The organism is Undibacterium sp. FW305-107 (genome assembly GCF_058788535.1).
Map to the genome: position 1 here is coordinate 87,956 of NZ_JBYTAV010000007.1, position 14,587 is coordinate 102,542.

11 protein-coding genes are annotated in these 14,587 nt (G+C 51.5%); 5 read left to right on the plus strand and 6 right to left on the minus strand.

Annotation, left to right across the window (positions count from 1 at the left end; all coding sequences use genetic code 11):
* Positions 1–109: 109 nt before the first annotated feature.
* A complete protein-coding gene (locus AC3WQT_RS16410) occupies positions 110–3,733 on the plus strand; it encodes a bifunctional diguanylate cyclase/phosphodiesterase (RefSeq protein ID WP_492705212.1) in 3,624 nt (1,207 codons plus the stop codon).
* A gap of 228 nt (positions 3,734–3,961) precedes the next feature.
* On the opposite strand, the gene AC3WQT_RS16415 is transcribed toward AC3WQT_RS16410, so the two are convergent.
* The 3 genes from AC3WQT_RS16415 to AC3WQT_RS16425 form a co-directional block, all read right to left on the minus strand.
* Positions 3,962–5,071: a 6-phosphofructokinase gene (locus AC3WQT_RS16415; protein ID WP_492705214.1), complete on the minus strand. Its 1,110-nt coding sequence runs from the start codon at positions 5,069–5,071 to the stop codon at positions 3,962–3,964.
* Positions 5,072–5,107: 36 nt separating this feature from the next.
* Positions 5,108–6,049, minus strand: a complete 942-nt coding sequence (locus AC3WQT_RS16420; RefSeq protein ID WP_492705216.1) for a DUF4214 domain-containing protein — start codon at positions 6,047–6,049, stop codon at positions 5,108–5,110.
* Between the two features lie 152 nt (positions 6,050–6,201).
* On the minus strand, positions 6,202–7,074 hold the full coding sequence (locus AC3WQT_RS16425) for an MBL fold metallo-hydrolase (RefSeq protein ID WP_492705218.1): 873 nt from the start codon (positions 7,072–7,074) through the stop codon (positions 6,202–6,204).
* A gap of 320 nt (positions 7,075–7,394) precedes the next feature.
* Here AC3WQT_RS16425 and AC3WQT_RS16430 point away from each other — a divergent pair, with 320 nt between their 5' ends.
* A complete protein-coding gene (locus AC3WQT_RS16430; protein ID WP_492705219.1) occupies positions 7,395–8,207 on the plus strand; it encodes a sulfite exporter TauE/SafE family protein in 813 nt (270 codons plus the stop codon).
* Here the strand turns inward: AC3WQT_RS16430 and AC3WQT_RS16435 are convergent.
* Positions 8,204–8,545, minus strand: coding sequence for an ArsR/SmtB family transcription factor (locus tag AC3WQT_RS16435; RefSeq protein ID WP_492705220.1), 342 nt, complete (start codon positions 8,543–8,545; stop codon positions 8,204–8,206). The two genes, AC3WQT_RS16430 and AC3WQT_RS16435, sit on opposite strands and share 4 nt — an antisense overlap.
* Positions 8,546–8,778: 233 nt before the next feature.
* Here AC3WQT_RS16435 and AC3WQT_RS16440 point away from each other — a divergent pair, with 233 nt between their 5' ends.
* From AC3WQT_RS16440 to AC3WQT_RS16450, 3 genes are read left to right on the plus strand one after another with little or no spacing between them, the layout of a single operon-like run.
* A complete protein-coding gene (locus tag AC3WQT_RS16440) occupies positions 8,779–9,837 on the plus strand; it encodes an efflux RND transporter periplasmic adaptor subunit (protein WP_492705222.1) in 1,059 nt (352 codons plus the stop codon).
* 9 nt (positions 9,838–9,846) lie between these two features.
* Positions 9,847–13,056: an efflux RND transporter permease subunit gene (locus AC3WQT_RS16445; RefSeq protein WP_492705223.1), complete on the plus strand. Its 3,210-nt coding sequence runs from the start codon at positions 9,847–9,849 to the stop codon at positions 13,054–13,056.
* The gene (locus AC3WQT_RS16450) at positions 13,053–13,262 is read left to right on the plus strand and encodes a YgaP family membrane protein (RefSeq protein WP_492705224.1); all 210 of its coding nucleotides are present in this window, start codon (positions 13,053–13,055) and stop codon (positions 13,260–13,262) included. Before AC3WQT_RS16445 ends, AC3WQT_RS16450 begins: the two co-directional genes overlap by 4 nt.
* A gap of 11 nt (positions 13,263–13,273) precedes the next feature.
* Here the strand turns inward: AC3WQT_RS16450 and AC3WQT_RS16455 are convergent, their stop codons facing one another.
* Positions 13,274–13,582: a hypothetical protein gene (locus tag AC3WQT_RS16455; RefSeq protein ID WP_492705225.1), complete on the minus strand. Its 309-nt coding sequence runs from the start codon at positions 13,580–13,582 to the stop codon at positions 13,274–13,276.
* A 126-nt stretch (positions 13,583–13,708) separates the two neighbouring features.
* The gene (locus AC3WQT_RS16460) at positions 13,709–14,428 is read right to left on the minus strand and encodes a queuosine precursor transporter (RefSeq protein ID WP_492705227.1); all 720 of its coding nucleotides are present in this window, start codon (positions 14,426–14,428) and stop codon (positions 13,709–13,711) included.
* Between the last annotated feature and the right edge of the window lie 159 nt (positions 14,429–14,587).

Here is a 14,587-nt window from a genome sequence, read left to right on the forward strand (position 1 = left end):
GAGAAACTTGTTTTAGAATAGGTGCTTACCTCCGGTCAGCGCTTGTTCTGCGCACTTTGGCTGTTTTTTTGCTGACCCTTGTTGCCCGGTTCTTGAAAGCACTGACGCAATGGCTACTCATGACAGCTTATCCATCTACTCGCGCAGCTTTTGGCTGACGCTGGTGGTATTCGCTGTGTTTACCCTGGTTTTTGGCTGGTATGTGTATTCAGAGAAAACTGTAGATCGCCTGAATGATTTGCGCTTTGAATCCCATGCCCTGTCCCTGGAGCTGGAGCAAAGCTCAGAAGACCTGACACGCATGGTGCGCAGCTATGTGGCGACGAGCAACCCCGACTATAAGCGCTATTACCAGCACATCCTTGATGTGCGCAATGGCAAAGCTGTCAGGCCTGCGCTGGGCAAAAATTTGTTCTGGGACCTGGTGCCAGCCAGCCAGACCCAGCTCGCAGATACTGCTGAGCAGGCTGGCCTGCGTATCCCCTTGATAGACCTCATCCGCAAAACCGGTATCAGCCAGGAAGAACTCAAGCTGCTGGAAATGGCCAAGCATAATTCTGATGCTCTCACGGCGATAGAGTACAAAGCCATGGAGATGATAGAACATCCGGGCACGGATGTATCTGCGGCCAGGGAGCAGGCCAGCAAGCTGCTGCATGACGAACAATACAGACTGGCCAAACTGGCGATCTTGCGCCCTATTGCTGAAGCCAGTGATTTGATGGAAAAGCGTGGGCTTGCCCTGGTAGAGGATGCTGCCCAGTTTGCTTTGCACGTACGTAGCTTGTTTATTTTTGTCGGCATCCTGCTGGTTGGTTTGCTCTGGCGCGCCTATCGTTCCCTGAACATGAGCCTGGGTGGTTCCATACACGAAGTGTCTGCCAGCCTGATTAATCTGGGCAAGGGCAATTTCACTGCACCTGTCATCGTCAAACCCGGTATGGAAGAAAGCATCATGGGCTGGCTGGCCGTCACCCAGGCCAGGCTGGCCGAGATAGATGCAGCACGCAATCAGGCAGCACAAAAAAATGAGCGGCTGAGCCGCTTGTACAATGCCCTGAACCAATGCAATCAATCGATCTTGCGTGTGGAAAACAAGGACGATTTATTGCCACGCATCTGTGAAAATGCAGTGATCGTAGGCGGCCTGAAAATGGCCTGGATAGGGCTGGTGCCTGAAGGTACACAAATGCTTAAGCCCGTGGCTTCTTTTGGTGCCGGGGCTGGCTATCTCGATGGCATGCAGCTCTCAGTTCATCCTGAACAGGTGGAAACACATGGCCCCAGTGCTATGGCATATCTGCAAAACCAGCCCTACTGGTGTCAGGATTTTTTACACGATGCCCTGACTGCGCCCTGGCATGAACGCGGTGCCGTGCAGGGTTGGCGTTCTTCCGCTGCCTTGCCCTTGCTTAAAAACGGCAAGGTGGTTGGTACCTTCAATTTATATGCCGAAAATGAAAATGCCTTTGACGAAGCGGTACAAGGCTTGTTGATAGAATTTGCCACGGATATCAGTCATGTCCTGAATCGCTTTGAGCTTGAAGATGAACGCCTGCATGCTTTGCAGATGGAAGAATTGCGCAGTTATATGCTGGAGAGGATTGCTGCCAACACCACACAAAAAGAATTGTTTCATGATGTCGTCCTGAAGGTCGAATCCTTATTGTCAGATTGCCTGTGTTCCATCATGTTGCTCGATAAGGATGGCATGCACCTGCGCACTGGGGCTGCCCCCAGCCTGCCCGTGGCTTTTACTCAGGCCATAGAAGGCGAACCGATTGGCGTTGGCGTAGGTTCTTGTGGCAATGCCTTGTTCACTGGTGAGCGTACTATTGTCACCGATCTTTCCACCCATACTTACTGGCGCGATTACTGGAAGCTGGCAGAACAGTTTGAGTTGCGTTCATGTTGGTCCGAGCCCATACGCTCAACCGATCGCAAGGTTATAGGCGCATTCGCGATTTATCACCATCAGCCATCGGTGCCAGATACCTTCTCCCTTAACTTGCTGGAGATGGCCGCCAACCTGATCGCCATAGGCATGGAACGCAAACAATCTGAAGAAAGTTTGTACAAACTCTCCCAGGCCGTTGAGCAAAGCTCGAATGCCATTGTGATTACTGATATGGCAGTCAATATTGAATATGCCAATGCGGCTTACCTGAAAAACGCCGGTAAAGAACTCAAAGAAGTTGTAGGCCGCAAACCCAGCATCATGCGCTCGCGCAGGACTTCGCCAGAAGTATATGCCGACATGTGGCAGCAACTGGGGCGGGGCGAAAACTGGAAGGGGGAGTTGATCAACCGCTATGCCGATGGTCTGGATCATACTGATCTTGCCCATATCTCACCCATCAGAAATAGCGAAGGGGTAGTGACGCATTTCCTGTCGATACAGGAAGATATCAGCGATAAAAAACGCACCGAAGAACGCATCAAATACCTGGCGCATTATGATGCCCTGACCGGTTTGCCTAACCGTACGCTGCTGGATGAACTGGCGCGTTATGCCTTGAGCCTGGCGGAACGTAATCAGGATGCACTGGCCGTTATTTTTTTTGATCTTGATCATTTCAAGGACATCAATGACACCCTGGGTCATAGTCTGGGCGATGTTTTACTGGTTGAACTGGCCAAGCGACTGGTGGCTGCCATGCGTGAAAACGATACGATCTCACGCCTGGGGGGCGATGAATTTATTTTGTTGTTGACCGGTGTCGATGAACACAAGGTTGAGCAAGTCGTGCAAAAGCTCATGCAAGTCGTGAACGCGCCTTTCCATCTGGGTGAGTATGATTTGAATGTGACAGCCTCCATGGGCATTGCAATCTACCCGAATGATGGCAAGGATCTGGAGATGCTCTCGCGCAATGCAGATGCCGCCATGTACAGGGCCAAGCGCGAAGGCCGGAATTCCTACCGCTTTTTTACGCAGGAAATGCAGGAGCGTTCTACCCGTCATCTGGAGTTGGTCAATGCCTTGCGCCAGGCACTGGAGAAGCAGCAATTCCAGTTGCATTTTCAGCCGCAGCTCTCCATGCAAACCGGCCATGTGCAGGGGGCAGAAGCATTGCTGCGCTGGCACCATCCTGTGCTGGGCCATGTATCACCAGCAGAATTCATCCCTGTGGCAGAAGACAGCGGTTTGATTTTGCCCATAGGTGAATGGGTCTTGCGCACAGCGGTAAAACAATGGAAGCAATGGCAGGCCAGTGGCTTGCCAGACTTGCTGATTGCGGTAAACCTGTCAGCAGTCCAGTTCCGCCATCATGATTTGCCTGCACTGGTGACACGCATATTGCAAGAGGCTGATATGCCCCCCGCATGCCTGGAACTGGAATTGACAGAAGGCGTAGCCATGCATGACCCGCAAGGGGCCATAGCCGTCATGAACAATCTGCATGAGCGCGGCGTACGCATGTCTATTGATGACTTTGGTACTGGTTATTCTTCACTCAGTTACCTCAAGAAATTCAAGGTCTACAAATTAAAAATAGACCAGAGTTTTGTGCGCGATATCACCAGCGACCCGGAAGACCGCGCCATTGTCAGCGCCGTCATCAGCATGGCCAAGAGCCTGGGTTTGCTGACAATAGCCGAAGGTGTGGAAACTGCAGAACAACTGGAATTTTTGCGACAACAAAAATGTGATGAAGTGCAGGGCTATTATTATTCACGGCCTTTGCCTGCAGAGGAGTTTGCAGATTTTTTCAGGAATAGTCTGAAATAGGACTTACGCAAAACCGCCCCAAAGCATTGAAACTCCTCTCCTGGGCGCCGTGTACTCAAGACTGTCTTCGTCGCTGCGGTGTAGCCGGTGTTTCAGGCAACATGCTGACTGCCGACGTAAGGAACTTCCCTTGCAAGGGAAGTTTCCTTCAGCGATTGTCTTGTCGGGACAATTTTGCCTAAGTCCCATGAAATAATTTTGAGTCGGTTTTGAGTTGAATTCACCGCGTCAATCACCAAAACAAATTCCTATGTCTCTGCCTGTTTGCAGCGTATCGCTATCCATGGGCACGGCTTTCATGCGGCCTGCCACTTCTTCCAACGCTACATAATTTACATTCGGAAAAGCCAGCGCCACCATGATGCCGGAATGACCTTCGTCAAGCGCACGTACTGCCGCTGCGCCAAAACGCATGGCAGATAAACGGTCAAAAGCAGTCGGACTGCCGCCTCGTAATAAATGCCCCAGTACGACGGCGCGTGACTCCTTGCCTGTCAGTGTTTGCAAATCATGAGCCAGTCGCTCACCTATGCCGCCCAGTCTTTCTTCATGGCCAGCCGCAGCACCCTCTTGCACTACATGCATGCCATTGATTGGCAATGCCCCTTCGGCAGCCAGCACGATGGAATAGTTGCGGCCATTGGCGTCACGATTGCGTATCATCGTCGCAATTTTCTCTATGTCATAGGGTATTTCTGGTATGACTATCGCATGCGCGTTTGCCGCTATGCCAGAGTGCAGGGCGATCCAGCCTGCATAGCGTCCCATGACTTCCACCACCATGATGCGCTGATGGCTTTCTGCCGTGCTATGCAAGCGATCCACGCATTCAGTGGCAAACGAGACGGCAGTGTCGAAACCAAAGGTGGTAAAGGTTTTGTCGAGGTCATTGTCGATGGTCTTGGGTACACCCACCACACGCAAGCCTTGCAGGTGCAGGGCATTGGCTATGGTCAGCGTGCCGTCGCCGCCTATGCAGACCAGGGCATCGATACCCATTTGCTTCAGGTGACGGTGTATGTCGGCGCTACGATCTAATTCCTGCACGCTGCCATCAGGCATGGTCGTGGCAAAGCGCAGCGGATTACCATGATTGGTGGTGCCCAGTATGGTGCCACCCAGATGGCCTATGCCGCGTACCTGGTCCACCGTCAGCCGTGCTACCCCGTTGTGCGGATAACGTTCAGGCAGCAGGATGCCATTGAAGCCTTCGCGTATGCCATAGCATTCCCAGCTGCGCAGTTCGGCGGCCAGTACCACGGAACGTATGACCGCATTCAGCCCCGGGGCGTCGCCGCCGCCGGTGCTGATGGCAATGCGCTTGATACTTGCAGACATGCTCAGCCTGTCTAAATGAGTTAACGACGGATGTGGTTAATTGTAGGGGATGTATTCAATACCGTGTGAAATTTGTCCTATGACCTGGGCGATGTTTTCTGTACTCTCACTGAAACTGGCCAGTATGTCCGGACGTGTCATGCCTGCACTGATGCGGCCATTCCAGTAATCAAAACCTGCCTGGTCCGGGTTGCGGTGCAATACATTGTTATACATTGCCGTCAGGAAGCCATTATCTGAAATATTGGCACCATACATTTGCTTGAATTCAGCCGAATTGACAAAGCCGGCAGCAACATGGTTGAGGTTTTCTGCACCTTTGTCGAGCTGGCCTATCCAGTAGCCAAGTCCAGCTTTGTCTGGTGTACGGTTAAATGCAGCCTGGTACAGGCGATAAGCCTGGCCTGCATTGCCATCCAGGTCGAGTGCGACCATCTTGTCTGAAAACTGTATTCTCTCGATATTGCTGAGGTTGCTGACCTGGCCGGAAATATTCGTGCCTGTCTTGGTCACGGTCATGCTAAAGCCACTGGCTGTCTTGCTGATGGAAAAAGCGCCGCCTTCGACTGCAGTATAGAGCGTATCAAAACCTGCACCGCCATCAAAATTGTCATTGCCAAAACCATAGACGAAAGTTTCATTGCCTGCCGTACCTGACCAGTTATCGTTACCCTGCAATAATTTGCCCAGGCGCTGATCCAGTGGAAGGCTGAGGTCGGAAGCCTGGATCTGGTAGTTCAGGTTGCTCAGGGTCAGCTGGTCTACACCATTTGCCCCTGTCGTCGTGAATGAAGTCAGCGTGCCACCAGTGGGCATGACAGTATTTGGGTCTTGATACACCAGGTTGATACCTGTCCATTCTATGGTGGTGGTCAGGCCTTTGTAGTAACCGCCATTGGGGCCGGTAGAAATATTGCTGGAAGGTTCTGTCGTGTAAGTGATGAGCATGCCACGTTGCGTAACTTTGATATTCGCCATGGGTATCCTGTCAGGTTTTGTCGGTAGAAAGTCAGTGCAAGGTCTTTGTATATTGCACAACAATAATTATTCTACTTGAAAATAATTGACATTCATGCATTGCAACAATTTGATACAGAATCAAATTGCGGTGATCTTTAAATACGTTCTCTTCAAAGACCATTCACTGGAATTTTCAGGTAGTGAATACCATTCGTTTCAGCTGCAGGCAGGGATCCTGCGCGTATGTTGACTTGTATGGCCGGTATCAGCAGGTAGGGCATTTCCAGCCCGGCATCACGCTTGCTTCTCATGGCTACAAAATCGGCTTCTGCGACGCCATCGCGTACATGGATATTTTCATTTTTCTGATTGGCGACCGTGGTGTGCGTACAGACTTCTCGTCCGGCAGGTGGGTAATCATGACAAAGGAATAGCCGCGTTTCTGGTGGGTAGGACAGGAGTTTTTGTATGGAGTGATATAACTGCGTGGCATTACCGCCGGGGAAGTCGCAGCGTGCCGTACCGACGTCTGGCATGAACAGGGTGTCACCAACAAAAATGCTGTCACCTATCAGGTAAGCCATGTCAGCGGATGTATGACCGGGTACATACAAAGCCACTGCCTTTAATTCACCAATGAAAAATTCCGCATCTGCAGCAAACAGCACGTCAAACTGTGAACCATTCACGGGAAATTCTGCTTCGAGATTGAAAAGGGTTTTGAATACTTTTTGCACTGCACCGATTTGCTCGCCTATGGCGATTTGTCCGCCTGCTTTTTCTTTCAGATACTGGGCACCTGACAAATGATCGGCATGGGCATGGGTTTCCAGCAGCCATTGCAACGTCAAGTTATTCGACGCAAGAAATTCCAATACCTGATCGGCAGATTTGCTCGTGGTGCGCCCTGACTTGGGTTCATAATTCAGTACCGGATCAATAACCGCAGCATGACCGCCAGGCGCATCAAATACGATATGGGTGGCGGTACAGGTTTGCGTATCGAAGAAACTGTGTACGTGAGGCTTGGTGTCTGGATTCATGATGAACTCGCGCATGGCGATGAAATGAGTTCTCGAATAATAACAAAAATGTTGCTGATTTTGACATCCGAAATGCGAGCGCCACATTAAGCCTGGTTTCACACTCGACGTGAAGGCTAGCCAGGAATACTATAGTGGACTTTTGTAGTTAAAACAGAGTGCCTTCCGCTTGCGCGACGATGATGGCTGCGTTGCAAATGTTCGCGATAGCGCCACTATCGCTTTGCTTTGCATCTTGCCCTAATCGCCGGGCAAGCGTCTTTCACTTCTGTTTTAACTACAATAGTCCACTAGCATATTTTTTAATCCAGGCTTTCGATATGTTCCTCTCTGCAGCAGAACTTGTAGTGGCTCTCATCGGTGCCTTGGTCGGTCTCATCATGGGTCTGACCGGGGCTGGCGGCGGCATACTGGCAGTGCCTGCGCTGGTGTATACCCAGGGTTTCAGCATGCAGCAAGCCATGCCCATGGCCTTGCTGGCCGTCAGCAGTGCCGCCATGATAGGCGCGATTGAGGGACTGGTACGCAAGCTGGTACGTTACCGTGCTGCCATCCTGATGGCAGTTGCGGGTAGCCTGCCTACCCTGCTGGGCGTACAAGTTGCACAGCGCATGTCGCAGCAATGGCTGATGCTGGTGTTTGCCATGATACTGAGTGTGGTGGCTGTGAGACTGTTTGTGCAATTGCGTTCACCTGACTGTGACGATGACAAGCGTGCTGCCATGGCGCGTATCAATAGTAGTACCGGTCGCTTTGAATGGTCTTTCAAGACCGGGGCAGTGATTGCCGGCATAGGTGCGGTTTCCGGCTTCATGACAGGTTTGCTGGGTGTGGGCGGTGGCTTTGTCATTGTCCCCATGCTCAGGCATTACACCAACGCCAGCATGCATGTGGCAGTGGCGACTTCGCTGCTGGTGGTCAGCATCGTTGGTTCCATGGGGGTGGGATCAGCCCTGTTGAGTGGTGCACATTTGCCGGTCTTGCTGTCAGCCATGTTTGTGGCGACTACGGTAGCCGGTATGTTGCTGGCCAGGCGCATAGCCCTGCAATTGCCGCAGCAAAAGGTACAAATGATTTTTGTCGCTGTGCTGGTATGTGTGGCTGCCAGTCTGGTCTATCGTGCTATGGCTTAGTTGAGACTGCGGCTGCTGCCATTCAATATGGCAGCCTGCGATTCCAGTTGTCGGGCCACGTTGCCGCACACGAGGTCACACAGGGCATAAATCGATTCGTCAGCGATATGGTAATACACAGAAGTACCGCGTCCTTCGCGTGCCACCAGGCCATGCTTGGCCAGGGTAGACAGATGGCGTGAGACATTCGCCTGAGAGCAGGCGCAACGCTCGGCCAGTTCGCCGACATTGTGTTCTTTTTCGCGCAGGCAATTCAGGATACGCAAACGCGTAGGCTCAGCCAGCGCCGAAAAATAATGGGCAATCTGTATCAAAGCCTGATCAGATAATCCGTCCATGACAATCAATGTAGTAGTGGGAATGTTTCTATCATACCCCTAGTCGCGATGATTGCACATGCTTAATTTACTATTTGCGTAATTGCGCAAATAAGCATATTATATTTTTGCAGCGCATGTAAAGAACATCTGCAAAAAGCATCTGCAAAAAGCATCTGCAAAAAGCATCTGCGAAAAAACTGCTATCCATGCCACCAACAATCATTCATGAATCCAGAACCTTTGATTACTCCATGATGAAGCAAGTGCTTACTTTATTGATTATTCTGTTTGCAACAGCAAGCGCAACTGTCGCTACGTCTGCCGCGGAGCTGGAGGTGGCTGCGGTCAGGTCCAGCAATGCAGCCAGCCAGATTACAACAGATGGCGTGGTCGAAGCTGTCAGGCAGACGATTATCGCTGCCCAGGTATCGGGTGCGATCACAAATTTACCAGCCAAGGCTGGCGACAGCATGAAGGCCGGGCAAATGCTGGTACGCATCGATGGCCGTGCTGCCAGCCAGCAAGCACGTGCCAGCCAGGCGCAAGCCGGAGCAGCGCGAGCCGCCTTGCAGGTGGCAAGCAAAGACTATGAACGGCAAAAGCAGTTGTTTGCGCGTCTATACATCAGTCAGGCCCAACTCGACAGGGCCGAGGCACAATTCAAATCCGCCGCTGCTGATGCAAATGCTCAAATAGCCCAGGCTGGCGCGGTGCAGACGCAATCAGGGTTTTACACCTTGGCAGCACCATATGCCGGTCGCATTGCCGATGTCTATATCAGCCAGGGTGACATGGTCACACCCGGCAAGCCCCTGATGGCGGTATTCGATCCTGCCGCCTTGCGCATCACGGCTACATTGCCAGAAGCGCAGCTCACCAGTCTGGCGCAAGGGCAGGCTATCACGATAGAAATCCCGGCTCTGCCAGACAGGCAGCGTATTATCAAACTCGATAAATTTACCGTCTTGCCCGTAACAGATGCCAGTACGCATACCGTGCAATTGCGTCTGGATTTGCCAGTTGTGCATGGGTTGGCTCCGGGCATGTTTGCGCGTCTGCAATTACCAGCACAAGCCACGCAGGCCGCACAGGCGGGCAAGGATGATGCTGCTCGCCTGTATGTACCTGCCAAGGCAATAGTGCGGAGGGCGGAATTGCATGCTGTCTATGTCGTTACTCCGCAAGGCAAGCCCATGCTCAGGCAGATCAAACCTGGCCCCGTCATCGGTAGTGAACAAGAAGTGCTGGCGGGTGTCGCTGCGGGTGAAAAGGTGGCGCTCAATCCCCTGGCTGCAGCGCAGTCACGCTGAGGATATGCCATGGCAAAACAACTGGGATATTCTGGCCGCATCGCCAAGTTTTTTCAGACTGCACAAATCACGCCCTTGCTGGCGCTGGTGGCATTTTTACTTGGCGTATTTGCCGTCATCGTCACGCCGCGTGAAGAAGAACCGCAAATCAATGTGACGATGGCGAATGTGCTGATCCCCTTTCCCGGTGCATCGGTGAAACAGGTGGAGCAGCAAGTGGCAATACCGGCAGAACAGGTGCTGGGACAAATCGCCAATGTAGAACATGTAATGTCGGTATCGCGGCCAGGCATGGCGATTATGACTGTGCAATTTGAAGTTGGTATACCGCGTACTGAAGCACTGGTGCGTTTGTACGATGTGGTCCACAGTAATCGCGACTGGTTGCCCGCCAAACTGGGCGTGCTGGAAGCCATCGTCAAACCCAGGGGCATTGATGATGTACCCATCGTCGCCCTGACTTTATGGAGCAAAAATCCGCAGACCGCAGCCTATGACCTGGAGCGTGTTGCCCACAGCATGGAAGCTGAACTCAAGCGCGTAAAAGGCACGCGTGAAGTAAGCACTACAGGTGGCCCCGGCCACGCCATCAACATAGAACTTGATCCGGCCAGGATGGCAGCGAATGGCTTGACAGTGGCTGACCTGCAAAGCAGTTTGCAAGCTGTTAACCTGGGTTTGCCTGTCGGTGAGTTGACGCGTGCCAATCAAAGCATTGTTATCGATGCCGGGCCATTTTTGCATGATGCACAAGCCGTGACTGAAGTAGTGGTTGGCGTCAAGGCTGGCAAACCCATTTTCATGGGGGATGTGGCAAAAGTCGTGGATGGCGCGTTGCCCGTGAGCTCTTATGTCTGGCATGGTTTGGCAGGTAAAGATGCTGCGGAATATCCAGCCGTCACCATTGCCATCAGCAAGCAGCCGGGCCAGAATGCAGTCGCCGTTGCTGACGCTATCAAACAGCGCGTGGCAGAACTGCGTAATACCGTCATACCCGAAGGTATGGAAGTCAGCATGACGCGCAATTACGGTCAGACAGCTGACGACAAGGCAAAAAAACTCATACAGAAATTATTGTTTGCAACTGCCTCCGTGGTGGCCCTGGTATTTATTGCCTTGGGGCGGCGTGAAGCAGCCATCGTCGGCACAGCAGTGATGTTGACTTTAACAGTGACCCTGTTTGCCTCCTGGGCCTGCGGTTTTACGCTGAACCGCGTATCCCTGTTTGCTCTGATTTTTTCCATAGGCATACTGGTCGATGATGCGATTGTCGTGGTTGAAAATATACACAGGCATCAGGCGCTGTGCCCGGATAAGTCGCTGACAGAAATCATACCCGGCGCGGTTGATGAAGTCGGTGGCCCCACGATACTGGCAACGCTGACTGTGATTGCGGCATTATTGCCCATGGCCTTTGTCAGCGGCCTCATGGGGCCGTATATGAGCCCCATCCCCATCAACGCCAGCATGGGCATGTTGCTGTCGCTGGCGATAGCCTTCATTGTCACGCCATGGCTGGCACGTATCTGGATGAAGCATGGTAACAATGTGCATGAAAGTGAATTGCAGAAAAAAATTGGCAGTATTTTTAAATGCATGTTTCGTCCCCTCCTTGATGAGCGCAAGGGACGATGGAATGGCTGGAAGCTGACGCTGTTTATCGTTGCTCTGATTGCCATGTCCATCATCTTGCCGGTACTTGGCTGGGTACAATTGAAGATGCTGCCCTTTGATAATAAATCAGAGTTTCAAGTCGTGGTCGATATACCTGCTGGTACGCCAGTAGAAAAAACTGCAGCTGTCTTGCGCGAACTTGGTGCTTACTTGTCCAAAGTGCCGGAAGTGGCTGACTATCAGGCTTATGCAGGTATAGCCGCACCCATTAATTTCAATGGCCTGGTGCGTCAGTATTATCTGCGTTCTGGTGGCAATGTCGGTGACCTGCAAGTCAATCTGGTGGACAAGCAGCATCGCAGTGAGCAAAGCCATGCCATCGCCAGCCGCTTGCGTCCCGCACTCCAGGAAATTGGCCGGCGTTTTTCTGCCAATGTCAAAGTAGTGGAGGTGCCTCCCGGTCCGCCAGTCCAAGCCGCCATCGTTGCAGAAATTTATGGCCCCACAGATGAAGGCCGTCAGCAAGTCGCCCGCGCTGTGCGTGCAGTATTCAACAAGACTGCCGGTGTGGTGGATGTTGATGACAGCAGCATTATCAACGCGCCTCGCAAAGTCATGCTGATAGACCAGCGCAAGGCTGCAGCACTGGGCATCAGTCAGACAGCCATAGTAACAACCCTGCGCGCTGGTTTGCATGGTGATGCGGCCAGCTATCTGCATGATGAAAGCAAATATGCGACCGCCATACAATTGCAATTGCCGGTCACTGAACAAGGCAGTCTGGAAAGCCTGTTGAGCCTGGGTGTCAGATCAGCGCAAGGCAAGCTGGTACCGGTGCGTGAGCTGGTGAATATCTCGGACACCCTGCGTGAGCAACCGTTATTTCATAAGGATGGCCTGGCAGTCAATTACGTCATCGCTGACATGGCAGGCAAGATAGACAGCCCGCTATACGGCATGTTTGCGATGCGCAGCGACATCGGAAAAATTATTGCTCCCGATGGTGGCAAGTTGCATGAGTTTTTCATCCATGCCCCATCCGAGCCTTACCGCGGCTTCAGTCTGAAATGGGATGGCGAATGGAAGATTACTTATGAAACTTTCCGCGACATGGGTGCCGCCTATGGCGTAGGTCTGATACTGATTTACTTGCTGGTAGTGGCGCAATTTGGTTCTTATCTGACACCGCTGATCATCATGGTACCAATACCTCTGACCATCATCGGCGTCATGCCGGGTCATGCCTTGCTGGATGCACAATACACCGCCACCAGCATGATAGGCATGATCGCCCTGGCAGGCATCATTGTCAGGAATTCTATCTTGCTGGTGGATTTTATCCATGTGCAGGTGGCTGCAGGCATGGCGTTCAAGGATGCGATAGTCAGCTCTGCCATCACACGTGCACAACCTATTGCATTAACCGGATTTGCCGCCATGCTGGGTGCTTTTTTTATCCTCGATGACCCCATTTTCAATGGGCTGGCGATCTCGCTGATTTTCGGCATCCTGGTGTCTACCCTGCTGACATTGATAGTGATACCGCTGCTGTATTACCACGTTTATAAAAACTATCCTGAATACCAACAAGGAGCTTCATCATGACTAGCTGGCAAATAGTACGCATCGTTGCAGGTTGTTTTATTATTTTGAGCCTGGCGCTGGGCATACCCGGTAGTCCACTGTTCGTGCATCAATGGTGGCTGGGCTTTACTGCCTTTGTCGGGATTAATTTATTGCAGAGTGGCATCACCAAATGGTGCCTGATGGAAGGTATTTTACGTAAGCTGGGCGTGCGTGCAGGCAACTGAAAAGCCTGCACTTAACCCTTGATAGAAAAATGAATGCGTGAATTTGGTGCAGCCAGTTTATCGCTTAATCGTCGCCCCGGATCTTTGCGCCTGCCTTGCAGTTTGCGGGTATTTAATAAAATGGCTTGCTGTTTTTCACGGCGGTCGGCATTGCGCCGGTTTTCAACTTGACGGCGTTCTACCTCTGGCCAGGTGACTTCTTCACTGGCAGATTTACCATCTTGTGCTTGCCCATGTGCAACAGGTCGACGGTATTGGTTGGTGGCATGCGGCGTTTCTGCGGCTTGCTCAAAGATACGGAATACTTTTAGAGGAAACATGACATAAGTGCAGGAAATAAGGCTGTTCGCACTTAGAACGGTCAAATTGCCTAAAACTTTAGCAGCCCACTTTTACAGGCAGGCTCAAGCTCCAATAAAATTTCCAGAGTGAAATTTTTATACTGCTTATACTTTTAACTGGAAAGGTGTGAAATTGGTATCTTTGTCATAGTAATCTTCATTCTCTTTTCTCTTCAGGAAAGCGACTACTTTATAAGTTACGGGCGTCATGACGACTTCCCAACTGGTCTTCAAAATATATTGTGCGACCATGACCGTGATCAGCTGACTGTCTGACCAGATGCCGTAAAAGGCAATCACATAAAACAGGCTGGAATCAACAAACTCGCCGCAAATGGTCGAACCTATGGTACGCATCCACAGATGTTTGCCTTCCATTGCCACCTTCATCTTGGCCAGCACATAGCTATTCACAAAACTGCCACACCAGAATGCGGTGACTGATCCCAGGATAATTCTTGGTGTATTGCCAAATACCGCATTCAGGTGAGTCTGGTACTCGGTATTAAACGGGTCCGCCGCCGGTGTCAGTGCCAGTACGACGACTGACATGATGGCAGCAAACAGAACCGCACCAAAACCTGCCCAGATCACGCGGCGGTCACGTCCATAGCCATACACTTCAGTCAGTACATCACCAAAAATATAAGAGATAGGGAAAAACAGTACCCCGGCACCAAAAGTCACCGTTCCCACTATTGGCAGCGTCACCTGTGCAGCCTTGGCTGCACCGATGAGATTCGAGCATAACAACACAGTGACAAAGGCCGCCATAACAAAATCGTAATATTTATAACTGGCAAGTGGGCGTGTCATCAGATTCATCCTGGAGTGTGTTGCTGTATGTTGGTATGTTGGTATGTTGCTATGCCATCAGGCAGAGCCTTAGCTTCAGCCATATTCCTGCACCCGGTTCAAACTTGTCAACCTTGACTCAGGTTTTTGTTGGAAAATAGACCAATACGGCATTTTGCTACAATGAGC

What these genes read in the sequence shown, in the direction of transcription:
- AC3WQT_RS16455 (WP_492705225.1), bottom strand. Translation starts at nt 13,582, where the DNA reads ATGTTTCCTCTAAAAGTATTCCGTATCTTTGAGCAAGCCGCAGAAACG.
- AC3WQT_RS16415 (WP_492705214.1), bottom strand. Translation starts at nt 5,071, where the DNA reads ATGTCTGCAAGTATCAAGCGCATTGCCATCAGCACCGGCGGCGGCGAC.
- AC3WQT_RS16460 (WP_492705227.1), bottom strand. Translation starts at nt 14,428, where the DNA reads ATGAATCTGATGACACGCCCACTTGCCAGTTATAAATATTACGATTTT.
- AC3WQT_RS16410 (WP_492705212.1), top strand. Translation starts at nt 110, where the DNA reads ATGGCTACTCATGACAGCTTATCCATCTACTCGCGCAGCTTTTGGCTG.
- AC3WQT_RS16425 (WP_492705218.1), bottom strand. Translation starts at nt 7,074, where the DNA reads ATGAATCCAGACACCAAGCCTCACGTACACAGTTTCTTCGATACGCAA.
- AC3WQT_RS16440 (WP_492705222.1), top strand. Translation starts at nt 8,779, where the DNA reads ATGATGAAGCAAGTGCTTACTTTATTGATTATTCTGTTTGCAACAGCA.
- AC3WQT_RS16445 (WP_492705223.1), top strand. Translation starts at nt 9,847, where the DNA reads ATGGCAAAACAACTGGGATATTCTGGCCGCATCGCCAAGTTTTTTCAG.
- AC3WQT_RS16430 (WP_492705219.1), top strand. Translation starts at nt 7,395, where the DNA reads ATGTTCCTCTCTGCAGCAGAACTTGTAGTGGCTCTCATCGGTGCCTTG.
- AC3WQT_RS16420 (WP_492705216.1), bottom strand. Translation starts at nt 6,049, where the DNA reads ATGGCGAATATCAAAGTTACGCAACGTGGCATGCTCATCACTTACACG.
- AC3WQT_RS16435 (WP_492705220.1), bottom strand. Translation starts at nt 8,545, where the DNA reads ATGGACGGATTATCTGATCAGGCTTTGATACAGATTGCCCATTATTTT.
- AC3WQT_RS16450 (WP_492705224.1), top strand. Translation starts at nt 13,053, where the DNA reads ATGACTAGCTGGCAAATAGTACGCATCGTTGCAGGTTGTTTTATTATT.